Source organism: Pseudomonas fluorescens group sp. PF-69 (assembly GCF_054481235.1).
Map to the genome: position 1 here is coordinate 5,226,186 of NZ_JBTMNC010000001.1, position 23,691 is coordinate 5,249,876.

At 62.3% G+C, this 23,691-nt stretch carries 16 protein-coding genes and 1 tRNA gene; 6 read left to right on the forward strand and 11 right to left on the reverse strand.

The genetic code is table 11. The annotated features are described in order from the left end of the window. Window positions 1-186 precede the first annotated feature (186 nt). The 4 genes from ACX3YF_RS24625 to ACX3YF_RS24640 all read right to left on the reverse strand — a co-directional run bounded on the left by ACX3YF_RS24625 (window position 187) and on the right by ACX3YF_RS24640 (window position 5,905). The gene (locus tag ACX3YF_RS24625; protein ID WP_448647885.1) at window positions 187-1,800 is read right to left on the reverse strand and encodes a mechanosensitive ion channel family protein; all 1,614 of its coding nucleotides are present in this window, start codon (window positions 1,798-1,800) and stop codon (window positions 187-189) included. Window positions 1,801-1,824: 24 nt separating this feature from the next. Beyond that, window positions 1,825-2,919 (reverse strand): AI-2E family transporter, encoded by a 1,095-nt coding sequence (locus ACX3YF_RS24630; RefSeq protein ID WP_448647884.1) that lies wholly within the window; start codon window positions 2,917-2,919, stop codon window positions 1,825-1,827. Between the two features lie 78 nt (window positions 2,920-2,997). Then, the gene (locus tag ACX3YF_RS24635; protein WP_047528875.1) at window positions 2,998-3,624 is read right to left on the reverse strand and encodes a response regulator transcription factor; all 627 of its coding nucleotides are present in this window, start codon (window positions 3,622-3,624) and stop codon (window positions 2,998-3,000) included. 4 nt (window positions 3,625-3,628) lie between these two features. Then, window positions 3,629-5,905 (reverse strand): PAS domain-containing sensor histidine kinase, encoded by a 2,277-nt coding sequence (locus ACX3YF_RS24640; protein WP_130204251.1) that lies wholly within the window; start codon window positions 5,903-5,905, stop codon window positions 3,629-3,631. Window positions 5,906-6,134: 229 nt separating this feature from the next. Here ACX3YF_RS24640 and ACX3YF_RS24645 point away from each other — a divergent pair, with 229 nt between their 5' ends. The 6 genes from ACX3YF_RS24645 (at window position 6,135) to ACX3YF_RS24670 (ending at window position 14,589) form a co-directional block, all read left to right on the forward strand. Then, a complete protein-coding gene (locus ACX3YF_RS24645) occupies window positions 6,135-7,757 on the forward strand; it encodes an acyl-CoA synthetase (protein WP_130204250.1) in 1,623 nt (540 codons plus the stop codon). A gap of 125 nt (window positions 7,758-7,882) precedes the next feature. Next, a complete protein-coding gene (locus ACX3YF_RS24650; RefSeq protein WP_052193517.1) occupies window positions 7,883-8,209 on the forward strand; it encodes a DUF485 domain-containing protein in 327 nt (108 codons plus the stop codon). Then, entirely contained in the window at window positions 8,209-9,879 is a 1,671-nt protein-coding gene (locus ACX3YF_RS24655; protein ID WP_448647882.1) for a cation acetate symporter, read from the forward strand. Before ACX3YF_RS24650 ends, ACX3YF_RS24655 begins: the two co-directional genes overlap by 1 nt. Before the next feature lie 68 nt (window positions 9,880-9,947). Beyond that, window positions 9,948-11,720, forward strand: coding sequence for an acyl-CoA dehydrogenase C-terminal domain-containing protein (locus tag ACX3YF_RS24660; protein ID WP_458945304.1), 1,773 nt, complete (start codon window positions 9,948-9,950; stop codon window positions 11,718-11,720). Window positions 11,721-11,848: 128 nt separating this feature from the next. Beyond that, window positions 11,849-13,117, forward strand: coding sequence for an OprD family porin (locus tag ACX3YF_RS24665; protein ID WP_288100731.1), 1,269 nt, complete (start codon window positions 11,849-11,851; stop codon window positions 13,115-13,117). A 194-nt stretch (window positions 13,118-13,311) separates the two neighbouring features. Beyond that, window positions 13,312-14,589 carry an OprD family porin gene (locus ACX3YF_RS24670; protein WP_288100820.1) on the forward strand — a complete coding sequence of 426 codons (1,278 nt, stop codon included), beginning with the start codon at window positions 13,312-13,314 and terminating at the stop codon, window positions 14,587-14,589. Window positions 14,590-14,597: 8 nt separating this feature from the next. On the opposite strand, the gene ACX3YF_RS24675 is transcribed toward ACX3YF_RS24670, so the two are convergent. The 7 genes from ACX3YF_RS24675 to fdnG form a co-directional block, all read right to left on the reverse strand. Beyond that, window positions 14,598-14,693, reverse strand: a tRNA-Sec gene (locus ACX3YF_RS24675). A 10-nt stretch (window positions 14,694-14,703) separates the two neighbouring features. Then, entirely contained in the window at window positions 14,704-16,605 is a 1,902-nt protein-coding gene (selB, locus tag ACX3YF_RS24680; RefSeq protein WP_458945305.1) for a selenocysteine-specific translation elongation factor, read from the reverse strand. Continuing rightward, entirely contained in the window at window positions 16,602-18,032 is a 1,431-nt protein-coding gene (gene selA, locus ACX3YF_RS24685) for an L-seryl-tRNA(Sec) selenium transferase (protein WP_458945306.1), read from the reverse strand. The genes selB and selA overlap by 4 nt, the downstream gene beginning before the upstream one ends. 45 nt (window positions 18,033-18,077) lie before the next feature. Further along, window positions 18,078-19,004, reverse strand: a complete 927-nt coding sequence (gene fdhE, locus ACX3YF_RS24690; protein WP_458974476.1) for a formate dehydrogenase accessory protein FdhE — start codon at window positions 19,002-19,004, stop codon at window positions 18,078-18,080. A gap of 4 nt (window positions 19,005-19,008) precedes the next feature. Further along, window positions 19,009-19,662 (reverse strand): formate dehydrogenase subunit gamma, encoded by a 654-nt coding sequence (locus ACX3YF_RS24695; protein WP_458974477.1) that lies wholly within the window; start codon window positions 19,660-19,662, stop codon window positions 19,009-19,011. After that, window positions 19,659-20,594, reverse strand: coding sequence for a formate dehydrogenase subunit beta (gene fdxH, locus ACX3YF_RS24700; protein WP_448647877.1), 936 nt, complete (start codon window positions 20,592-20,594; stop codon window positions 19,659-19,661). Before fdxH ends, ACX3YF_RS24695 begins: the two co-directional genes overlap by 4 nt. Continuing rightward, window positions 20,595-23,660: a formate dehydrogenase-N subunit alpha gene (gene fdnG / locus ACX3YF_RS24705; protein ID WP_448647876.1), complete on the reverse strand. Its 3,066-nt coding sequence runs from the start codon at window positions 23,658-23,660 to the stop codon at window positions 20,595-20,597. Window positions 23,661-23,691: the final 31 nt, after the last annotated feature.

Consider the following 23,691-nt stretch of genomic DNA (forward strand, 5'->3'; position numbering starts at 1 on the left):
CTCCAATCTGCGTTTTGGCGAGTGCGTCGAATTGCGCTGATTGGACTGTAGGTCTGCGGCTCAGTCATCGCTTCTCATCAGACGACAACGGCTTTTCATTTCATGACAGGCGTGGGGCTCACCGGGAGAATCACAGCGGCCATTGCGGCGGTGCGGGCTTGCTCGTCTTCTGCTTCTGGCGGTCAGTCACTTTGTCTCCTTCGGCTCCTGGGCAGGGGCCGAATACCATTTCTCCCTCGGCACCCACTTCTCTTGCCTCGGGTCGCCAAGGTAGTGCGGCGACATGATTTGCACGCCGTACTCGTTGAACACATCCTGGATATTGGCGTGCAGCATGCTGAGCAACTCGGCACGCGGGCGCGGCTGGCTGGGGATGGCCTGGGCCACGAGGCGATATTCCGGGTAGAAGTCCGATAAAGCGGTCTGAAACACTTGGGGCGTCGGCACTGCGAGAATCCCGGCGGTGCGTCTGGCGGCCTCCAGCAGCATGGCTTCGACCTGCCGCCACGGCGTGTCGTAGCCGATGGTCACCACCGTATCGACCACATAACCGGCGCCCTGCACGATCCGCGAATAGTTCTTGGTCACCGAGTTGGTGATCATCGAGTTCGGCAAGGTCAGCACCTCACCCAGGCCGGTACGGATGCGCGTGGTGAACATGCCCAGTTCGGTCACCGTGCCTTCGTATTCGCCGATGCGCACAAACTCCCCCGGTCGCAGGGTGCGTGTATAGGTCAGAATCAGCCCCGACGCCGCCTGGCCAACCACACTGGTGGCGCCCAGGGAAATCATCAGGCCGATCAGCACCGACAACCCCTTGAACGCATCGGTGCCCGCTCCCGGCAAGTACGGATAGGCCATGGCCAACGCAAACAACCAGATCGCCAGGGACATCAGCCGGGTGGTCGGCTGCAGGGTTTCCTCATTCAGCCAATTCAAGATGCCGGGGCCGGCCATGCGCCGCAACACTCGCTTGCTGAAAGCGCTGACGCCCCGGGCAATGAAGAAAATCATCAGGGCCACGCCCAGTCCGGGAATCGCGCTGATCATGCTTTGGAACAGGTAGGTCGCGACCTCCAGCAGGTAGTTATTGAGGCTTTCGCCCCACGGCCGGGTGTAGGGAAAACGCGACAGGACAAATCCCAGCCACTCGTAGGTCAACAGCAACACCACCAGCCAGCGCAGAAACCACAGCACACGGCTGACCAGCGGGTAGAGGAAATTGGCATCGATGAGCTGCACGCGCCCCACGCTCAACGCCTTGGTGTGCCGATGCATCAACTCCGGGAGTTTCTTCAGCAATTTGAGCCGCAGGTAGACCATGCCCCACAGCAGCGCGAAATAAAGGGTGGTGGCCAGCGTGACGGCGATCAACGCCCTGAGAATCAGCCGCAGGCTTCGCGCTTCCTGGGTTTCAGCGACTACCTGACGCAGGTTCTGCGCCGCTTGCTCGGCGGTCTCCAGGACTGACGCGGTGCCCAGGCTGTCGACGTCTTTGGGCGTGACAATGAACGCGCGCCGGGTGCCCAACAGCACCAGGTAACTGTTCTGGATCGGATCGATGCTGACGTTCAGATCGTCGGCTTCATCCAGCGCTTCGCGGATCACCGCGCCAGCGCGCTTGACCCGCGATTGCGGCGATTCTCCGAGCACCGTGGCACGGAACACCATGACACTGCGGTTGGCCACTTTGAGCTCGGCGGACGCATCCGGGGCCTTGGGGGCTTCCTCGGCCCACAGATGCAGCGAGCTCAACAAACAGAAAACGGCGATGACGGCTGTGACTACCCTGTTGCGCATGCTGAGTTCCTTCCCGCACAGGTTTCAGGGTATTGGCTGATTTTCGTCCTGGGGCCGAGCCTCCACCCACTGCCAGAACAACTGATAGCCGACCGCAAGCACCACCGGGCCGATGAACAAGCCGAGGATGCCGCTGGTGACCATGCCGCCCAGGGCACCGATCAGTATCACCGGCATCGGCACGTCAACACCGCGCCCCAACATCAAGGGCTTGAGTACGTTGTCCACCAGGCCCGCCACGAATACGTAAATGGCAAACACGATGGTGATGGTGTTGGGGCCTTCAGTGGCGAACACATAAACGATGACCGGGATGGTGATCAGCGTCGCCGGGAGCTGCATGATCCCCAGCAACAACACACCCAATGCCAGCAACCCGGCGGCCGGCACGCCCTTGAAGACAAACCCCAGGCCCACGAGCAACATCTGGATGAAGGCGATGCCGACCACCCCGAGCGCCACGGCACGGATCGTTGCGGTGCACAGCGCCGCGATACTCGGGCCTCGGTCCGGGCCGCTGATACGCGAGGCGATCTGGATCGCACTGCGGCTGCCCGCTTCGCCGTAGGCCATGAAGATGCCGGCGATGATCAGGGCAAAGATGAAAATGAGAAAGCCCATGCCGACTCCGGCCAGTTTACTCAGCAGACCCAGGCTGATGCCTTTGATTTGCGGAATGTACTTCACGGTCAGGCTTGGCAAATCGTTGGCTGCCTGCATCCACAAGGCCGATAGGGGCTTGCCCACCACAGGCCAGGTAGCAACGGATTCGGTCGGCGGGGGAATTTGAAAGCCTTCGGTCTTGACCATGGTGATGGTGTTCTGGATCGAATCGACAACCGAGGAGCCCAACAGATAAACCGGCACCATCAGGATCGCGATGGCAACGAGCACGATCAGGGTCGCAATCAATCCATCCTTGTGCCCAAGCGGCCCCCTGAGCCGCGCTTGCAACGGGTAAAGCGTGATCGCCAGGATCAACGACCACAGCATCAAGTCACGAAATGGTCGGAAAATCTCGAAGCAAAACAGCACCAAGACGACAATCAGTCCGGCGCGGATCAAGACATCAAGCAGGCCGCTGGACAAGGTTTTCACTGTGAGCGATGTGGGCACCATTGCTGTCTCCTCACGGTTCGCCGTGAAGTGGGCGAATCTGTTAGCCCAGCATAGACGCACATTGCCCGGTGTGAAGGATCAACGCAGCTTCAGCGGATCGACCATGTTCGCCGCAATGGCCATGCCCACCAGGTCCGGCAACGTGTTGGCCTGCATGCGTTTCATCACGCGCGAGCGATACAGGTCGACGGTCTTTGCACTCACGCCCAGTTGCTCGGCGATTTCGCGGGTGGTGTAACCCTGCACCAGAGGCAACATGACGTCGCGTTCCCGTGGGGTCAGGGTCAGCAAGCGTGCCTGCAAGGCCTGATTGCCGGACCGCTGCGTGGCGCAACTGCTCAGTGCCTGCTGCACGCTGTCGAGCAGCAACTGCTCGTTGTAGGGTTTTTCGATGAAGTCATGGGCGCCGGCCTTGAAGGCGCGGACGACGATTGGCACATCGGCGTGGCCGCTGACGAAAATGATCGGCAGGTTCAGCTCACGCACGCGCATTTCTTCCTGTACGTTCAACCCCCCCATGCCGGGCATGCGCACGTCGAGAATCACGCAGGCATCGAGACTGGCATCACAGGCATCGAGGAACTCGACACCACTGGTAAACGGCAAGGCCTTGAGACCGACCGACTCCAATAACCACACCGTTGATTCGAGCATGCCCTGGTCATCGTCGACCACATACACCACGTGCTCCGTCGCACCTGCCATTACGTCATTCCTGTTGTTGTTTTGTTGGACCGGCAAGCGGCAGGCGGCAACACATCAGCAACCCGACAGGCTGGCGCCGGGCCTGCAGTTCGCCACCGAAACCCTCGATGATGCTGCGGCTCATGGACAAGCCGAGCCCCAGGCCTTCGGCCTTGCTGGTGTAGAACGGGGTAAAAATCTGCTCCAGTTCGGGCTCGCCGACCCCCGGCCCCTGGTCGCGCACACTGATTTCCAGGGTGGCACCGCTGCCCTGCTCCACCGCCATCACGATCAGCGAAGGCTGGCCAGGATGTTGCTCGCGATTGGCATCGATGGCATTGCGCAGCAGATTGAGCAACACCTGCTCAAGCAACACGCGGTCGGCAAAAACGGGCGGCAGATTATCCGGCAGTCGATCCTCGATTGTCACTTGGCAATTGCTCGCCTCCCAGGCACACAAGCGCACCGATTCACGGGCGACTTCGGTCAGGTTCAGCGCCTGCATGCGACGCTGCCCCTTGCGCAGAAACGCGCGCAGGCGCCGGATCACTTCAGACGCATGGGTGGCGTGATGGGTAATGCGCTCCAGGCCTTGCGCCACCCTGGCGGCCGCCTGGGGATTGCTGCCCAGGGTCTGCAAATAGCGTTGGCTCGCATTGGCGTAATTCACCACGGCAGCCAGTGGCTGGTTGATTTCGTGGGCAATCCCCGAGGCCAGCTCGCCCAGCGTCACCAACCGCGCGGTGTGCGCCAGCTCATCCTGATGGCGACGTTGTTGCACTTCGCGCAGCTCACGTTCGGTCATGTCCCGGGCCACCAGCGAGTAATAGCGCTCGCCGCCGGCGGAACGGTGCGCCAGCAACACCAACGACACGGGCACCGATGTGCCGCCGCCAGGCGGCTGCAAGCGCGCATCGGTGCTCCAGACGCCATCGCGTTCGGCGCTGCTCCAGCCGTCACGTTGCAGGCGCCCCAGGTCGCTACTGGCAAACAACTCGGCCAGGGCTGGCATCGCTTGCTGCTCATCGATGCCGAGGATGCGCCTTGCCGCCGGGTTGAGGTAAGTGACTTGGCCCTTGGGGTCGATGAACAGCACCGGATCGGTGTTGGCCTCCACCACCTCGGCCAGTCGTCGCTTGTTTTCCTCGGCCTGCACCCGCGCCGTGATGTCCCTGGAGACGCTGACCACTTCGACCACCGCTCCGGTGTAGGTCTCGCGTATCGCGCGGCAGGCGGTTTCGAACCACAGGTAATGCCCGTCGCGATGGCGGATGCGATAGGTCATCGTGTGATACCCATCCTGTTCCAGCGCATCGCGCGCGCGCTGAACCAGGTTGGCAAGGTCCTGACCATGGAACAGGCCCTGGGCCATTTGCCCGCGCAATTCCTCGGGCCAGTAGCCGAGCAAGGTCCAGGACGCGGGCGAGGCATCGAGAAAGCGCCCGTCCGGCGTGTGCCGGGAAATCAGGTCAGTGGTGTTTTCGATGATCAGCCGGTACAGCCGGCGAGCGGTGGCCGCTTCCCGCTCTGCCAGCACCTGGGTCGTGGCGTACCGGCAACGGGCGAGCACGCGGTTGTCCTGGGGATCGGGGATGAAGGTCCAGATCAGTATTTGCTCTTCGAACTGTGCCTCGACGCCTTCGATGGCACGTTGCTGATCCAGGCAGGCGCGCACCAACACCCGATGATTGACCGGTAAAAAGCCCAACACATCGGTCAACGGCTTTTCGGCAAGCAAGGACAATAGCGCCGCATTGAACTCCAGCGGTCGGCCCTGTGCATCGAGCAACAGGCTCGGTTGCGGATCGTGGCCCAGCAACGGCGAACCGCGCAGCATGCCATTGACGCTGGTCAGCAATGTCGTCAACAAATCCTGCACCCAGCCCAGCCAGTCGAGACTCACACCCTCGCGCACTTCCACCAGCAACAACCCGGCTTGCCCCGGCTGCAAGGCCAGGTCGAACACCTGGCCATGGCTGATGGCCGCTCGACGCAATCGGCCCGACAACCAGCAGTCGAGTTGACGGACTTGAGCCAGATCCAGACGCCCGGCTTCGACCAGATGCTCAAACAGCAACTGATCGCTGGCCAGCGCCGGGTCGCCCTGGCCCGGGGGAAAGTGCTGGGCCGAGCCCTCGTGACCGTAGATCCGCGCACCGGGCTGCCAACTGAGATAAACCGCACGCTGCACTTCCGGGCAATCCTGAAGGGCACGACACAACGCATCGGCGCGGGCGGACAACGCCACGCCTTCGCGCTGCAGGCGCAACCAGCTGTGCAATCGAACGGGGGTCAGGGTCATCGCGGGTCCACTTCGTCAGGAAAACCAAGCATATACCGGCTTTGGAGGTGCGGCGGCATTGATTTGGACCGGGACGAATGAAGTATAGTAGAACTACTATACGCCCTAGGTTGTACTTCCATACGCATAGCTGGATGTTATATAAAGTATTCCGGACATAAAGGTGCCCTTAGCGACTGCCTCGCGAGGTCACCCATAGAGCTAACAATAAGCCACCGAGTACCAGAGTATGTCGATCTACGAGCAAGGGTTAGACCCTTCGGCTGTCAATCATATTGCCCTGTCTCCGCTCAGCTTCATCGAGCGCACTGCCAACGTTTATCCCCACTACCCCGCCGTCATCCACGGTTCGATCCGCCGCACCTGGGCGCAGACCTACGCCCGCTGCCGGCGACTGGCCTCTGCTCTGGCCGGTCGCGGCATCGGCAAGGACGACACGGTGGCGGTGATGCTGCCCAACATTCCCGAGATGCTTGAGGTGCATTTCGGCGTGCCGATGATCGGTGCCGTGCTCAACCCGCTCAACGTTCGTCTGGATGCCGAGGCCATCGCCTTCATGCTCCAGCATGGCGAAGCCAAGGTGTTGATTACCGACCGTGAGTTCCACAACGTGATCCGCGCAGCGATCGGCATGCTCGATCACCCGCCGCTGGTGATCGACGTCAACGACCCGGAATACGGCGAAGGCCAGGCCGTCAGCGATCTGGACTACGAAGCGCTGTTGGCCGAAGGCGATCCGGATTTCGACTGGAAATGGCCAACCGACGAATGGCAAGCCATCTCCCTGAACTACACCTCCGGCACCACCGGTAATCCCAAGGGCGTGGTTTACCACCATCGCGGTGCCTACCTGAACTCATTGGGCAACCAGATGACCTGGGCCATGGGCAACCATCCGGTGTACCTCTGGACGTTGCCGATGTTCCATTGCAACGGCTGGTGCTACCCCTGGACCATCACCGCAATGGCCGGTGTGCACGTGTTCCTGCGTCGGGTCGACCCACAGAAGATCCTGACGCTGATTCGCGAACATCAGATCACTCACCTGTGCGGCGCACCGATCGTGCTCAATGCCCTGGTGAACATGCCGGAATCGGCGAAAGCGGCCATCGATCATCCAGTCAACGCCATGGTTGCCGGCGCCGCGCCGCCCGCCAAAGTGATCGGCGCCGTCGAAGCGATGGGCATCAAGGTCACTCACGTGTATGGCCTGACCGAAACCTACGGCCCGGTGACCATTTGCGCCTGGCATGCCGAATGGGACGAAATGCCTCTGGATGAGCGGGCGCAAATCAAGTCTCGACAAGGCGTGCGCTACCCGACCCTGGAAGGCGTGATGGTCGCTGATTCGGCGACCCTGGAGCCGACCCCGCGTGATGGCCTGACCATCGGCGAGGTCTTCATGCGCGGCAATACCGTGATGAAGGGCTACCTGAAGAACCCGTCCGCCACTGCCGAAGCGTTCGAAGGGGGCTGGTTCCACACCGGCGACCTGGCGGTGTGTCATCCCGACGGCTACGTCGAGATCAAGGATCGCCTCAAGGACATCATCATTTCCGGCGGTGAGAACATTTCCACCATCGAACTCGAAGGTGTGCTTTACCGCCATCCTGGAGTGCTGGAAGCCGCGGTGGTTGCCCGTCCCGATGAAAAATGGGGCGAAACGCCCTGCGCCTTCATCACACTCAAGACCGATCACCAGCACGTGTGCGAGGCAGACATCATCACGTTCTGTCGCGAACACCTGGCCGGTTTCAAAGTGCCGCGCACCGTGATCTTCACCCTGTTGCCGAAGACATCCACCGGCAAGATCCAGAAGTACGTGTTGCGCGACCGGGCCGCAGCGCTCTAACCCGAAACAACGATGTACCCCTAGGGCGGCAGGTGAACAACCTGCCGCCTCGGGCTCGTGCACGCCGAATTCGGCGCTGCCGGGCCCACCACGGACCGATAACAAAAACAAAAGTGGAGCTACTGATGATCGACATCCATTCAACCGATACCCAACGTTGCGAACGCATTCGCAACAATCCCAAATTCCTTGAGCTGGTGAGCAGTCGTTCGCGCCTGGCCTGGTCGTTGAGTGCCGCCGTGCTGGGCACTTACTACCTGTTCATGCTGATTGTGGCGTTTGCCCCGCAGTGGCTGCACGCGCCGCTCGGCGAGCACCGGATGTTAACGCTCGGCATGCCGGTAGGCGCGGCAATCATCGTGTTTTCCTGGCTGCTGACCGGCTGGTATGTCTACAGCGCCAATACGCGCTTCGATGTCCTGGGCGCCGCCATTCTCGAGGAGAGCAAATAATGACCCTGTTCAACAAGCTCATCCTCGGCACGCTTGGCCTGTTGCCGGCCTCCCTCGTACTCGCCGCACCGACCCTGGCGGCGGTGGAAAAACAGCCGCTCAACCTGAATGCGATCGGCATGTTCTTCGTCTTCGTCCTGGGCACGCTCGCCATTACCTGGTGGGCGGCGCGTCAAACCCAATCCACTTCGGACTTCTACACGGCTGGCGGCGGTATCAGCGGCTTTCAGAATGGCCTGGCGATAGCCGGTGACTACATGTCGGCGGCCACCCTGCTGGGGCTTTCCAGCCTGGTGTTCGCCAAGGGCTACGATGGTTTCATTTATACCATCGGCTTCTTCGTCGGCTGGCCAATCATCACCTTCCTGATGGCCGAGCGTCTGCGCAATCTGGGGCGCTATACCTTCGCCGACATCGTTTCCTATCGGCTGGACCAGAACAAGGTGCGGATCTTCGCGGCCTTCGGTTCATTGACGGTGGTGTGCTGCTACCTGATCGTGCAGATGGTCGGTGCGGGTCAGTTGATCAAGCTGCTGTTCGGTCTCGACTACCCGGTGGCGGTGGTGATCGTCGGTGCGCTGATGCTGGTGTATGTGATCTTCGGCGGCATGATCGCCACCACCTGGGTGCAGATCATCAAGGCCGTGCTGCTGCTGGCCGGTGGCACCACCCTGGCGCTGATGGCGATGTCGCAGTTCGGTTTCAGCTACGAGACCCTGGCCGACAAAGCCGTGCAGGCCCACGCCAGCGGCTGGAACATCATGGGCCCGGGCTCGATGCTCGCCGACCCGATCAACACCGCGTCGATGTCCCTGGGCCTGGTGTTCGGCATCGCCGGCCTGCCGCACATTCTCATGCGCTTCTTCACCGTGCCGAACGCCAAAGAGGCGCGTAAATCGGTGTTCTACGCCACCGGTTTCATCGGTTTCTTCTTCCTGGTGGTGTGCACCCTCGGCTTTGCCGCGATGGTGATCATCGGCACCGACCCGCAGTACTACGTCAACGGTGAAGTCGGCGGTGCCCTGATTGGCGGCGGCAACATGGTCGCCATGCACCTGGCCAAAGCGGTCGGCGGCAACCTGTTCTTCGGCTTTCTCGCGGCAGTCGCGTTCGCCACCATCCTGGCGGTGGTGTCCGGGCTGGCACTGGCCGGCGCTTCGGCGATCTCCCATGACCTCTACGCCACCGTGTTCAAGAAGGGCAAGGCCAGCGAGAAACAGGAAATGCACGTCACGCGCATGGCCACGGTTGGCCTGGGCATCGTCGCGATTCTGCTGGGCATTCTGTTCGAGAAGATGAATGTCGCGTTCCTCGTGGGCCTGACTTTCGGTATCGCCGCGTCGACCAACTTCCCGGTGCTGATCATGGCCATGTACTGGAAAGGCCTGACCACCAAAGGCGCGATCATCGGCGGTTTTGCCGGCCTGGTTTGCGCGCTGGTGCTGGTGATCCTCTCGCCAGCCGTGTGGGTCACTGTGCTCGGTCATGCTCACGCGATCTTCCCGTATGACCACCCGGCGCTGTTTTCCATGCCGCTGGCATTCCTGGTGATCGTCGTGGTGTCCAGGCTCGACCGCAGCGTGCGCGCCGACAAGGAGCGTGATGCCTTCGCCGACCAGTTCGTCCGCGCACAGACCGGCCTCGGTGCCGCCGCCGCGTCCAGTCACTGATCGAAAAGGCACGGCCCGCCCATGCGGCGCCGTGCCCGTCGCACAACCGTTCCAACGAGGTTCACGTTATGCCCCAATTCAATGCCCCACTGCGCGACATGCGCTTTGTGCTGCATGAAGTATTCGACGCCCCGGCCCTGTGGGCGCGCCTGCCGGCCCTGGCCGACACCGTCGACGCCGATACCGCCGACGCCATTCTTGAAGAAGCGGCGAAAGTCACCACGCACTTGATTGCACCGCTCAACCGCAGCGGTGATGAAGAAGGCGCGCAGTGGCATGAAGGCCAAGTCACTACGCCCATCGGCTTCAAGCAGGCTTACACCACCTACATCGAAGGCGGCTGGGTGGGTCTGTCCGGTAATGCCGAGTTCGGCGGCATGGGCATGCCGAAGATGCTCGCGGTGCAGTTCGAAGAGATGCTCTACGGCGCCAACTCGAGCTTTGCGCTGTATTCGGCCTTGAGTTCCGGTGCCTGCCTGGCGCTGGACGCCCATGCCAGCGATACCCTGAAAAACCTCTATCTGCCGCCGATGTACGAAGGTCGCTGGGCCGGTTCCATGTGCCTGACCGAAGCCCACGCCGGCACCGACCTGGGGCTCATCCGCACCCGTGCCGAGCCTCAGGCCGACGGCAGCTACGCCATCACCGGCAGCAAGATTTTCATCACCGGTGGCGATCAGGACCTGACTGAAAACATCGTGCACCTGGTGCTGGCCAAGCTGCCAGATGCCCCGGCCGGTCCGAAGGGCATCTCGCTGTTTCTGGTGCCGAAAGTGCTGGTCAATGCCGACGGTTCCCTGGGCGCTGGCAACGCCGTGAGTTGCGGTTCGATCGAACACAAGATGGGCATCAAGGCGTCGGCCACCTGCGTGATGAACTTCGACGGCGCCAGCGGCTGGTTGATCGGTGAGGCGAACAAGGGCCTGGCGGCGATGTTCACCATGATGAACTACGAACGCCTGTCCATCGGCATTCAGGGCATCGGTTGTGCCGAGGCGTCCTATCAGAGCGCCGTGGCATACGCCCGCGAACGCATTCAGAGCCGCTCGCCGACCGGAGCCATGGCCCCGGACAAAGCCGCTGACCCGATCATCGTTCACCCTGACGTGCGTCGCATGTTGCTGAGCATGAAAGCCATGACTGAAGGCGGCCGCGCGTTCGCCAGTTATGTCGGGCAGCAACTGGACCTGGCGAAGTTTTCCGACGATGCCTGGGAGCGCGAAAGCGCACAGGACCTGGTCGCGCTGCTGACACCGGTGGCCAAGGCGTTTTTTACCGACACCGGACTGGAAAGCTGTGTCAACGGCCAGCAAGTGTTCGGTGGCCATGGCTACATCCGCGAATGGGGCCAGGAGCAGTTGGTGCGTGACGTGCGCATCGCGCAGATTTATGAAGGCACCAACGGCATCCAGGCGCTGGACCTGCTCGGTCGCAAGGTGCTGGCCGACAAGGGGCTGGCGCTGCGCCAATTCACCGGGGAGATTCGCCGCTTTGCCACCCAGCCGAACGCCCCCTATGCCGCTCAACTGCTCGATGCAGTGCGGTGCCTGGAGGAACTGAGCGACTGGCTTCAGGATCGCGCGGCGACCAATCGCAACGAAGTCGGTGCCGCTTCGGTGGAATACCTGCACCTCTTCGGTTACGTCACCTACGCCTGGCTGTGGGCGCGGATGGCTCAGGTCGCCCTGCAAAAACGCAGTGAAGACGAAGGTTTTTATGGCGCGAAAATCGCCACCGCCGACTTCTACATCCACCGCCTGCTGCCACGCATCTTGAGTCTGGAGCAATCCATTCGCGCTGGCAGTGGTCCTTTGTATGGCCTGAGCGCCGAACAGTTCTGACGTTTTCACCAACGCGGCGTCAGCTCCTCTCATTTTGGCGCCGCGTTTTTTACTTATAAGCCCTTGCCGTCATGGCGGGGGCCGCTGTGCCCGTCATTTCAACAATAAAAAAACGAAGGGGCTTCATCATGGACCGCAATACCTGCACTCTCTCGACCCGACTGCTGCTTGCCGGCGGTATCATCAGTCTCTCGGCTCCCGCCTCTGCTGACTTCGTCAAGGACAGCAAGGCCAGCCTCGAGCTGCGTAACTTCTACTTCAACCGGGATTACCGCCAGGACAACGCTGCGCAATCCAAACAGGAGGAATGGGCGCAGGGTTTCCTGCTGCGTTATGAGTCGGGCTTTACCGAAGGCTTGATCGGAGTCGGTTTCGATGCCATCGGCCTGTTGGGCGTCAAGCTCGATTCCAGCCCTGATCGCGCCGGTTCCGGCCTGCTCAAACGGCATAGCGACACAAGCAAAGGCGCTCAGGACGAATACGGAGAAATGGGTGTGACGGCAAAGCTGCGTGCATCCAAAAGCACGCTGAAACTCGGCACGTTATTGCCCAAGGTGCCGACGGTATTGGCCAACGACTCACGGTTGTTGCCACAAACGTTCGAAGGCGGTCAGTTGACCTCGATGGAAATCGAAGGCCTGACCATCGATGGTGGACGGCTGACACAGGTCAATCAGCGCGACTCTTCGAACTATGAAGACATGGGCATTACCCGAACCGGCGCCAAGGGCATCACCAGTCGCCACTTGACGAGCGACAGCTTCGACTTCGCCAGCCTGAGCTACAAGTGGACCGGCAATCTGACCACCGGCTATGCCTACGGCCACCTCGATAACTTCTATGACCAGCACATGGTCAACCTGACTTACCTGCTGCCAGTGACCGCTGGCCAGTCATTGAAGACGGACCTGCGCTTTGCCCGTTCGACCGACGATGGCGGCAGCAATATCGACAACAACGCGTTCGGCGCCATGTTCACCTACAGCCTGGGCGGGCATGCCTTCGGCCTGGGCTATCAAGGCATGAGCGGTGACACCGGGTTCGCCTATATCAACGGAGCCGATGCATTCCTGGTGAACTTCGTCCAGATCGGCGACTTCGCCAGCAAGGACGAACAGTCCTGGCAGGCGCGCTACGACTACAACTTCGCAGCCGTCGGCGTGCCCGGCCTGACCTTCATGACCCGCTACATCAACGGTTCCAACATTGACTTGGGCAACAATCGGCCCGAAGGCAAGGAATGGGAGCGCGACACCGACATTGGCTACGTGGTGCAGAGCGGCCCGTTGAAGAATGTCGGGGTGAAATGGCGCAACGCGACCGTGCGTACAAGCCACTTTGGCAGCGACCTCGATGAGAACCGGTTGATCCTCAGCTACACCTTGCCGATCTGGTAAGTCCCGAAATGTCGTTCCCACGCTGGCGTGGGAACGACAAACGCAGCCCCCCTCGAAAAACATTTCTGACACAGCACACCGATTCAATATTCCCGGCTGGATCTACGCAATCATGCACGCCTCGTTTCCCGTAACCCCGCAAGGAAACTGCATTGCAAGATCAACGAATCGGACCGTGCTTCTGGTTTTCGCTACTGGCCACCGGCATCACCGGGACCGCCCTGGCAGACGAACCAACATCAGGCTTTCTCGACGGTGCGTCGCTGGAAGTGCTCAGTCGCAACTTCTACCTCAACAGCGACTACCGCTCCCCTTCGCCGACGGGCAAGAGCTATAAAGCCGAGTGGGCTCAGGGCTTTATCAGCTCCTTTGAATCCGGATTCACACCGGGAACCCTGGGTTTCGGCCTCGACGCTCACGCTTTCCTGGGGTTGAAGCTGGATGGCGGAAAGGGCCATTCCGGGACTGGTCTGTTGCCGGTCGACAGCGACGGTCGCAGTGCCAGCGACTACTCCAGCGGTGGCGGTGCAATCAAACTCAAGACCTCGAAAACCACGCTGTCCTTTGGTGAAATGATGGTGGAAACCCCGGTGTTCGACACGGCGGACAAGCGCCTGCAACCGGAATACGCCACTGGGTTTCTGCTCAACAGCCGCGAGCTCGACGGCATGAACCTGGTTGCCGGCCACTTCACCGCCTTCAAGAACCAGGACAGTTCCTCGAGCAAGGGCAATTTTTCCGGTTACGGGGCCAGTACCGACGCGGGCGGGATCTCGTTCGCCGGCGCCGACCTGTTCACGCAGAGCCCTGTCGGCGGTGCCCTGTACGCATCAGAGCTGACGGACACCTGGCACCAGTACTACGGCAACCTGCACCTGAAACAGTCGGGGATATTCCTCGACGGGAACATCTACCACACCCGGCAGACCGGTCAGGCGCTGGCCGGCGCCATCGACAACACGGCCTACAGCCTGTCGGGCAAATACACGCTCGGTGCCCATGGTTTCACCCTGGCGTATCAAAAAGTCCAGGGCGACACACCGTTCGATTTCGTCGGTGGCGATTCGATCTACCTCGCCAACTCGATCAAGTACGCTGACTTCAACGGCGCGGGTGAACGCTCGTGGCAGGCGCGTTACGACCTCGACTTCAGCACCTTTGGCGTGCCCGGTCTGAATTTCATGACGCGCTACGTCAAAGGCAGCGGCATCGATGGCACCCACGCGCCCCAGGGTGGCGCGTATAACCCGTTCGACCCGTCGCTGGGTGAGTACGTACCGCAACAGGGGGATGGCGGACGCCACTGGGAGCGCGACATCGACCTGCGCTACATCGTGCAGTCCGGTGCCGCCAAGGGGTTGAGCCTGCAGGTGTCCCATGTGTCGCACCGCGCCAACGCGGCCCAGGGCGGCGACGACATCGACAGGCTTTACGTGGTCATCCAGTACCCGCTGAATTTCGGGCCTTTCTGAGCGGAAAATGGCGGAAGGTAGCCGGAGTCGAACCTGCCCGGGAACGGATGCCGTCCCCAACCGGGTTTGAAGCCCGGCCGCGCCACCGGGCGCGATTACCTTCCTTGAAACCTGCTACGGGCGCCTGGCCAGAACGTTGTCGGGGCGAATCTGGCGGCGATCGCCAACCCGTCGGGTCAGCCCCAGGCGGTCGAAGTATTCAAGAATCTGGATACTGCGCTTGCGCCCCAGGCCCACTGCATCGCGAAACGCCGACACCTGGATCACCGGGTTGTCGTCGGCCAGTTGCAACAGCATAGCCGCCAATCGGCGGATCATCGCGTCGGTGTAGAAGAGGTCGCGGACCACCTGGTGCAGCAACCCCAACCGGGCCATTTTGCGCAGCAACAGACGTACCGTGGCTTCGTCATGGGGCAAGTCGCGCACCCACGGCGGATCGAAACCGGCCGTTTCGAACAGTGGCTGCAACGCTTGCCACAGGACTTCGTCCGCGTCGCTCAAGCGCACCTGATGGCCCGGCAGATGCAGCCACGGCCCGCTGCTGGCGACGGCGCCACTGGCCAGCAACTCGTCGAGCAGGCAGATAAACGTCGAACGTTCGAGGACCGTGGCACTGAATCGACGCAGGCGATCGCGGTCCGGGCCCATCTGGTCCGGTTCCAGTTCGTGAAAGCGCGCCAGTTGTTCCAGCAAGCGTGTTTTCAGCCCTTCCCAGCGCGCCGCGCTGAACAGCAAAGACCCTTGGCGGGTGTCGATCAGACGCACGTCCACGGGCAACACCCAGGTGTCGCGGGGGCGATTGAATTGACGCTCCAGGCGCACCGAGTCGAGCCCGGTTTCGCCGTGGGCCAGTAATGCCGGCAGGCAGTGTTCCAACTCGTTGTGCGTGGCCAGGGTGTGTAACTGCGCCAGTCGCTCGGGGCTGCGTCGTTGCCGGTCGGGCGCGAACGGGTCGAGCACCCGGCCACCGCCGAGGGTGCGTTGTGCGCTTTGGTCACGCAGGATCAGCGGATCGCCCTTGACCGCCTGCACCGGCGCATTCAGTAGCAGTTGCGCGAACATCCGTGCGCCCGGCGCCAGGCTGGTGCCCTCCAGCAACGCCACGCGCCCGGTCACGTCCTGGGTGCCGAGATGAACGTGCACCGGCTGAAAGTGCTCGAAAGCGCGCGGTTCGCCGGGCAACAAACGCAAGTCGATATCGATTCGCCGGGTCGGGGCATACAGCCATTCGGCGCACAGCCACTGTCCTCGATGTATCTGCTCCAGTGCCAGGCGTTCGGCACTGATGTTCAAGGCAACACGCTGACCGGCCAAGGCGACCTCGGCCACTCGATTCTGCGCATGCAGGCCGCGCACCCTCACCGGTTTGCCGAGGGGACCGAGCATCAACGTATCGCCGACCGCCACCTGCCCGGACAGCGCCGTGCCAGTGACCACGATACCCGCGCCCGCCACGCTGAACGCCCGATCGATCCACAGGCGAAAACCGCCTTGAAGACGGCGTTGAACGACCTCGCGTCGCGCCTTGATCAAGGCCTGACGCAGGGTGTCGATGCCCTGCCCGGTCACGCTCGACAGCACAATCTGCGGCGCCTCGGCATAGGGACCCGGCGCCAGCAAGGCGTTGACCTGCTCGCAAACGGCCTGCACCCGAGCCGTATCGACTCGGTCGCATTTGCTGATCGCCACCAGTGCCCGGGGGATGCCCAGCAGTTCGACGATGGCCAGGTGCTCGCGGGTTTGCGGCATCACCCCGTCGTCGGCCGCCACCACCAGCAGCACCAGATCGATGCCCTGTGCCCCGGCCAGCATGTTGTGGGTGAAGCGCTCATGTCCGGGTACGTCGATAAAACCGGTGAGGCCGGCGCCCGGTTCCAGCGCGGCATAGAGGTAACCGAGGTCGATGGTCATGCCGCGCTCACGCTCTTCCCGGCGTCGGTCACCGGCCTGCCCGGTCAGTGCCTGGAGCAATGCGGTCTTGCCGTGATCGATGTGCCCTGCGGTGCTGACGATCACTGTGCTGCTTCCCCCGCCTGCAACTGGCCGAGTTGTGCCAGCCACGCCGGCTCGTCGTCCAGTTGCCGCAAGTCCAGCCACAAGGCGTCGTCGTCGATGCGCCCGAGCACCGGAATCGGCAGGCTGCGCAGGTGCTCTTCCAGACCGTGCAGCCAACGACCGCGCAGACGTTTGGAGCAGTTCGGCCGCAGGCACAACGCCGCACTCGGCAAGCGCGCCACCGGTTGGCTGCCGCTGCCGATCATGCCCAGCGCCGGCACGACAGTGACGCTCCAGGCGGCGCCCAGCACCTGCGCCATTGACGGCAACAGGCGTTGGGCCTGGGCGAAGATATCCGCCTGGGGTCGGGTCAGCAGCCGCAGGCTCGGCAGCCGCTCGGCCAGCCGGTCCGGGTTGCGGTACAGGCCGAGCACCGCTTCGAGGGCGGCGAGGGTCAGTTTGTCGACGCGCAGCGCACGTTTCAGCGGGTTTTTCTTGATCCGTGCAATCAGCTCTTTGCGGCCGACGATCAAGCCAGCCTGGGGGCCGCCGAGCAGTTTGTCGCCGCTGAAGGTGACGATGTCTGCGCCATCGAGCAACGCCTGTCGCACCGTCGGCTCGGCCGGCAGGCCCCAGCGCGTGAGGTCCAGCAAACTGCCGCTGCCGAGGTCCTCGAGCAGCGGCAAGCCATGCTGATGCGCCAGTTGCGCCAGCTCTGCGGTGGGCACGCGGGTGGTGAAGCCCTGGATGCTGTAGTTGCTCGCATGCACGCGCATCACCAGACCACTGCGCGGGCCGATGGCGGCTTCGTAGTCACGGGCGTGGGTGCGGTTGGTGGTGCCGACTTCATGCAGTTTCACCCCGGCGCGGGCCATGATGTCCGGGATGCGAAAGGCGCCGCCGATTTCGATCAGCTCGCCCCGGGAAATGATGCCTTCCTTGCGCGCGCCGAGGCTGTTGAGGGTGAGCAGCACGGCGGCGGCATTGTTGTTGACCACGGTCACCGCTTCCGCGCCGGTCAGCTCGCGGATCAGGCCTTCGATCAGATCGTCGCGGTCGCCACGCTTGCCGCTGTGCAGGTCGAACTCCAGATTCAGCGGATAACGCGCGGCCATTTGCACTGCGTCTATGGCTTCTTCCGGTAGCAAGGCACGCCCCAGGTTGGTGTGCAGCACCGTGCCGGTGAGGTTGAACACCCGGCGTACATGGCTGCGATGCTGGTTGGCCAATCGCTCACCCGCCCTGCCCGCCAGCACTGGCGGGGCGAGTTCAACGGCGTCGAGTTGTCCGGCCAGCGCCGGTTCGCGCAAGTCGTCGAGCAACTGCCGCAGGCTGGCGAGCAAGGCATCACGGCCATAGCGTTCGGCCAAAGGCTGACACGCCGGGTCACGTAGCAAGCTGTCGATGGAGGGCAGGCGCAAGGCTGGGCTGGCGGATCTGGCGGACATCAGGCGCTCCGGCAAAGGTGGACCGCCTGAGTGTAGACGCTCGCGTCAGTCGCCTCCGGGGGCCAGCAGCAGATTGGGCGCCGGACGCTGAAAGCCCTCCTGTTCCAGGCGCATGTCGAGCATCAGGCTGCTCAAGTCGGCGGACAGCGCTTCGCCTTCGGCGTCGCACTCCAGATAGATCTGCTTGAGATAACTCTGGCAGCCGGGGCAGGTTTCGGCGCGCAACGGGGCTTTGTCGGCAGCGTGGCGGTCACTGTCGAAGCTGACGTATTGCAGGCCCTTGCTTTGCTCGCAATACACGCACTTGACCCGCACCACATGCCATTCGCAGGCGCACAGCGAGCACACCAGATAGCGCAGACCGTTGTATTTGCCGCGATGGCGAATCACCCCGGCCATGGCCGGTGAACCACAGGCCGGGCATTGGTTGAGGCTGGTGCCGGGTTTCAGGGCGAGGTCCGGCGTCGTCAGCAACCAATGACTCCACGCGACCTGCAACGCCGCGCCGAGAAACGGCACCAGGGCCGCCGGCAGCAAGGAGAACTGACCGCTGACCAAGGCCAGCGCCCAGGTCTTGAGCTGCCCGGCGCTGGCGTTGCGCAACGTCGTCACGGCCTGCTCCACCGGTGATTGCGCTGGGGGTTGATAGCCTTGCAACAAACCGTGCAGCCAGGGCAACCAGGCGTCTTCGCGCACCAGGCTGTCGGCGGCGAACGGTGGCAGGCCGTGCTCCAGGCAACGCTGGATACGCTGCGGGTCCGGCACGGCCGCGTCGGGCGGATCATCCATCAGACGCTGCTGCGCGTGACACAATCCGGCAATCAGGCGCAGGTACTCGGCCAATGGATGCCCTTCTGCCAGACGCTCCAGGCGCAGCGCGCGCAAGGTGAACAGGTTGGACGGTGGCAGGTGCAGAAACGGCGGTGCAGTGGCCGCCGCTTCGATCTCTCCTGGCTCCAGAATGGTGGCCAAATCGTTATCCTTTTTTGCTCAAGGGCGGGTCGGGACGCTCGTCACGCGTCACCTCGCGATACCACAGTTCATGGTGTTTCTTCGCCCAGGCACGGCTGACCCAGCCATGCATCATGGCGCTGACCGAGCCCTGGATCCAGATCCCGGCGTAGATGTGCACGATGATGCTCAGGATCAGCACGAAACCGGCCAAGGCATGCAGCAACATCGCCCAACGGATCAGGGTGATGCCGAAGTAGTCGCTGAAATACGCGCGCCAGATCACCAGGCCGGTGAACAGCAACCCGAACATGCACAGCAGTAAAGTCCAGAACAGCAATTTCTGCCCGGGGTTGTACTTGCCGATGGGGGGCACGCCCTCCTCCTCGTTTTTCATCACCCGGTCAATACGCTTGAGCCACAAGCGGTCATTGGCGATGAAGTAATTGGCGCGCCAGAAGCGCACCACCAGCCCGAGGAACAACAGGAACATCAACACGCCCATGAACGGGTGCAGGATGCGTGTCCACGGACCGCCGCCGAACAAGTTGCTCAGCCAGAACAGCGCCGGGTGAAACAACGCCAGTCCGGACAGCCCTGCCATGAAAAACAGGATCGCCACCAGCCAGTGGTTGGTGCGCTGGTTGGCGGTATAGCGAAGGATCTCTTTGCGGATCATGGCCTGTTCTCCCGCTTCGGATCATAGGTGTGCACCGACGGATCGACCTCATGCACCGCCGGGTCGTTGCCTGGCGGTAGTTCATCCTCCTCGACTACCTGCGGACCGACGCGCACGTAGTGGAAGAACCCGGCCAGCACCGCCGCGCCCATCGCCAGCAGCGCCAAGGGTTTGCTCACGCCTTTCCACAGGCCCACCAACGGGCTGATCGCCGGGTCGGCGGGCAAACCGGCGTAGAGCTTCGGCGTGTCGGCATGGTGCAGCACGTACATCACATGGGTGCCGCCAACGCCGGCCGGGTCGTACAGACCGGCCTGGTCAAAACCGCGACTCTTGAGGTCGACGATGCGTTCGGCGGCGTGTTCCTTCATGTCTTCCTTGGTGCCAAAGACGATGGCCCCGGTCGGACAGGTTTTCACGCAGGCCGGCTCCAGCCCTACGGCCACCCGGTCCGAACACAAGGTGCACTTGTAGGCCTTGTGATCCTTTTGCGAGATGCGTGGAATGTTGAACGGGCAACCGGTGATGCAATAGCCGCAACCGATGCAGTGGTCCTGGTTGAAGTCGACGATGCCGTTGGCGTGCTTGATGATCGCACCGGGGCTGGGGCATGCCGCCAGGCAACCGGGTTCGGCGCAGTGCATGCAGCCGTCCTTGCGAATCAGCCATTCGAGGTTGCCGGCGTCGTTTTCGTGCTCCGTGAAGCGCATCAGGGTCCAGGTTTCGGCGCTGAGATCCTGCGGGTTGTCATAAGTGCCGTGGTTGTGGCCGACCTCGTCGCGCAGCTCGTTCCATTCCGAGCAGGCGACCTGGCAGGCCTTGCAGCCGATGCACTTGGTGGTGTCGATGAGCTTGGCGACTTCCTCCTGATTGCGCACCGAGGACGGTACGGTGGTGGTGGCCGAGCGGGCAATGATGTCTTGGCTGGCCATTTAGATTTTCTCCACGTTGACCAGGAATGACTTGGATTCCGGGGTCTGGGTGTTGCCATCGCCGAGGAACGGCACCAGGGTGTTGGTCAGGTAACCGTGGCGCGTCAGGCCGGTGAACCCCCAGTGCAGCGGGATACCGATCTGGTGCACCACTTGATTGTTGACCTGCAACGGCCGAATCCGCTTGGTCACCACCGCCACCGCTTCGATATGCCCGCGCTTGCAGCTGACGCGCACACGGTCACCGGCGACGATGCCTTTCTCCTTGGCCAGCACTTCGCCGATCTCGACGAACTGCTCGGGCTGGGAAATTGCATTGAGCTTGCAGTGCTTGCTCCAGAAGTGGAAATGCTCGGTCAGGCGGTAGCTGGTGGCGGCGTACGGGTAATCCTTGGCCACGCCGAGGGAATCCCACACCGAGTCGAAGATCCGCGCCGCCGGGTTGCTGGTGGCTTTCTTGTTGTTCGGGTGCATCGGGTTGATGCCGATGGGCGTCTCGAACGGCTCATAGTGTTCGGGGAACGGCCCTTCGTTCATCTTGTCGACGGCGAAGAACCGCGCCACGCCTTCGGGGTTCATGATGAACGGGTTCATCCCGGCTTCCGGCGGCACATCGGCCTTGTAGTCAGGCACGTCGGTGCCGCCCCAGGCTTTGCCGTTCCACCACACCAGGCGTTTCTTCGGATCCCAGGGTTTGCCTTGCACGTCGGCCGAGGCACGGTTGTAGAGAATCCGCCGGTTGGCCGGCCAGGCCCAGGCCCAGCCCTGATGTTGATGCATGCCATACGGATCGCTGTTGTCGCGCCGGGCCATCTGGTTGCCCGCCTCGGTCCAGCTGCCGCAGAAAATCCAGCAACCGGACGCCGTGCTGCCATCGTCCTTGAGCTGAGCGAAGCCGGCCAGTTGGGCATTGGCCTTGACTGCCGCGCCAGTGGCGTCGGTGAAGTCGGCGGTGGCGGAACCGTTGATTTCCTTCGCCAGTTCCTCCGGCGAAGGCTCGTCGGCGATCTTGTAGGGCCAGGACAGTTTGAGGATCGGGTCAGGGTATTTCCCGCCTTCGCTCTGATAGCGTTGGCGCAAGCGCAGGTACAGCTCGCTCATGATGCGGATGTCGGTTTGCGCTTCACCGGGGCCATCGGCGCCTTTCCAGTGCCATTGCAGCCAGCGGCTGCTGTTGACCAGCGACCCGTCTTCTTCGGCGAAGCAGGTGGTGGGCAGGCGTATCACTTCGGTCTGGATGTCGGCGCTCTTCACATCGTTGAACGGCCCGACGTTGCGCCAGAACTCCGAGGTTTCGGTGGCCAGCGGGTCCATCACCACCAGCCATTTGAGTCTGGCCAGCGCCGCCATTACCCGGTTCTTGTCGGGTAACGCGGCGATCGGATTGAAACCCTGGCACATGTAGCCGTTGACCTTGCCCTGGCCCATCAGGTCGAACACCTTGAGGATGTCGTAGTTGGGAATGTCCAGTTTCGGCAGGTACTCGTAGCACCAGTTGTTCTCGGCGGTGGCGTTGGCGCCGTACCAGGCTTTCATCAGGCTGACGTGGAACTTGCCGTAGTTCTGCCAATAGGACAACTGCCCCGGACGCAACGGTTTCTGCGTGCGCTTGACGATGTAGGCGTTGTAATCCTGCTCGGCGTCGCCCGGCAGCGTCAGGTAACCGGGCAACGAGTTGGACAACAGCCCCAGGTCGGTCAACCCCTGGATGTTGGAGTGGCCGCGCAGGGCATTCACGCCCCCGCCCGGCATGCCGACGTTGCCCAGCAGCAATTGCACCATGGCGGCGCTGCGGATGATCTGCGAACCGATGGAGTGCTGGGTCCAGCCCAGGGCATAGAGAATCGTCATGGTCTTGCCCGGTTGCGAGCAGGTGGCGATTTCTTCCCAGATCTTTTTCATGGCATCGACCGGCATGCCGCACACCTGGCTCGCCAGGTCGATGTTGTAGCGGCTGTAGTGCTGCTTCATCAGTTGATAGACGCAACGCGGGTCTTGCAGGGTCGGGTCGACCCTGGCAAAACCGTCCTCACCCAGCTCGTAACCCCAGCCGGACTTGTCGGTATAGGCGCGTTTGGCCACGTCGTAGCCGCTGAAAATCCCGTCTTCGAAGCCATAGCCGGCTTTGACGATGAACGACACGTCGGTGTAATTGCGCACGTATTCGTGCTGGATCTTGTCCTCGGTCAGCAGGTAGTTGATCAGCCCGCCCATGAAGGCGATGTCGGTGCCGGTGCGGATCGGCGCGTAATAGTCGGCCACCGAGGCGGTCCGGGTGAATCGCGGGTCGACCACGATCAGCCGCGCCTTGTTGTGCGCCTTGGCTTCGGTCACCCATTTGAAACCGCAAGGGTGCGCTTCTGCTGCGTTGCCGCCCATCACCAGAACCAGATTCGCGTTGGCGATATCGGTCCAGGTATTGGTCATGGCACCACGGCCGTACGTCGGGGCAAGACTTGCCACCGTCGGGCCGTGTCAGACACGCGCCTGGTTATCAAACCCCAGCATGCCGAGACTGCGAATGACCTTGTGGGTGATGTAGCCCGCTTCGTTGGACGCCGCCGAGGCCGCGAGGAAACCGGTGGTCAGCCAGCGGTTCACCGTTTGCCCCTGGGCATTTTTCTCGATGAAGTTGGCGTCGCGGTCGGCCTTCATCAGGTCGGCGATGCGATTGAGCGCGTCATCCCAGGACACCCGCGTCCATTCGCTGCTGCCGGGCTTGCGGACCTGCGGGTACTGCAGGCGGCCGGGGCTGTGAATGAAGTCCAGCAGGCCTGCGCCTTTGGGGCACAGGGTGCCGCGGTTGACCGGGTGGTCGGCGTCACCTTCGATGTGGATGATGCTTTGCGCGACATTCTTCGCCGCATCGCCCTGGCTGTACATGATCAACCCACAGCCGACCGAGCAGTACGGGCAGGTGTTGCGGGTTTCATGGGTGTGGGCGAGCTTGAAGTGGCGCACCTGTTCGGCAAAGGCAGGCGCCGGGGCCATGCCCAACGCGCCCAGGCTAGAGCCTGCAAGGCCGATACCGGCGACCTTGAAGAACTGACGACGGCTGAGGTCCATCGTGCACTCCTGATCAGGTGGAGATCCGGTA

Coding starts and splice junctions, on each gene's coding strand:
- ACX3YF_RS24625 (WP_448647885.1), bottom strand. CDS start 1,800: ATGCGCAACAGGGTAGTCACAGCCGTCATCGCCGTTTTCTGTTTGTTG.
- ACX3YF_RS24630 (WP_448647884.1), bottom strand. CDS start 2,919: ATGGTGCCCACATCGCTCACAGTGAAAACCTTGTCCAGCGGCCTGCTT.
- ACX3YF_RS24635 (WP_047528875.1), bottom strand. CDS start 3,624: ATGGCAGGTGCGACGGAGCACGTGGTGTATGTGGTCGACGATGACCAG.
- ACX3YF_RS24640 (WP_130204251.1), bottom strand. CDS start 5,905: ATGACCCTGACCCCCGTTCGATTGCACAGCTGGTTGCGCCTGCAGCGC.
- ACX3YF_RS24645 (WP_130204250.1), top strand. CDS start 6,135: ATGTCGATCTACGAGCAAGGGTTAGACCCTTCGGCTGTCAATCATATT.
- ACX3YF_RS24650 (WP_052193517.1), top strand. CDS start 7,883: ATGATCGACATCCATTCAACCGATACCCAACGTTGCGAACGCATTCGC.
- ACX3YF_RS24655 (WP_448647882.1), top strand. CDS start 8,209: ATGACCCTGTTCAACAAGCTCATCCTCGGCACGCTTGGCCTGTTGCCG.
- ACX3YF_RS24660 (WP_458945304.1), top strand. CDS start 9,948: ATGCCCCAATTCAATGCCCCACTGCGCGACATGCGCTTTGTGCTGCAT.
- ACX3YF_RS24665 (WP_288100731.1), top strand. CDS start 11,849: ATGGACCGCAATACCTGCACTCTCTCGACCCGACTGCTGCTTGCCGGC.
- selA (WP_458945306.1), bottom strand. CDS start 18,032: ATGTCCGCCAGATCCGCCAGCCCAGCCTTGCGCCTGCCCTCCATCGAC.
- ACX3YF_RS24695 (WP_458974477.1), bottom strand. CDS start 19,662: ATGATCCGCAAAGAGATCCTTCGCTATACCGCCAACCAGCGCACCAAC.
- fdxH (WP_448647877.1), bottom strand. CDS start 20,594: ATGGCCAGCCAAGACATCATTGCCCGCTCGGCCACCACCACCGTACCG.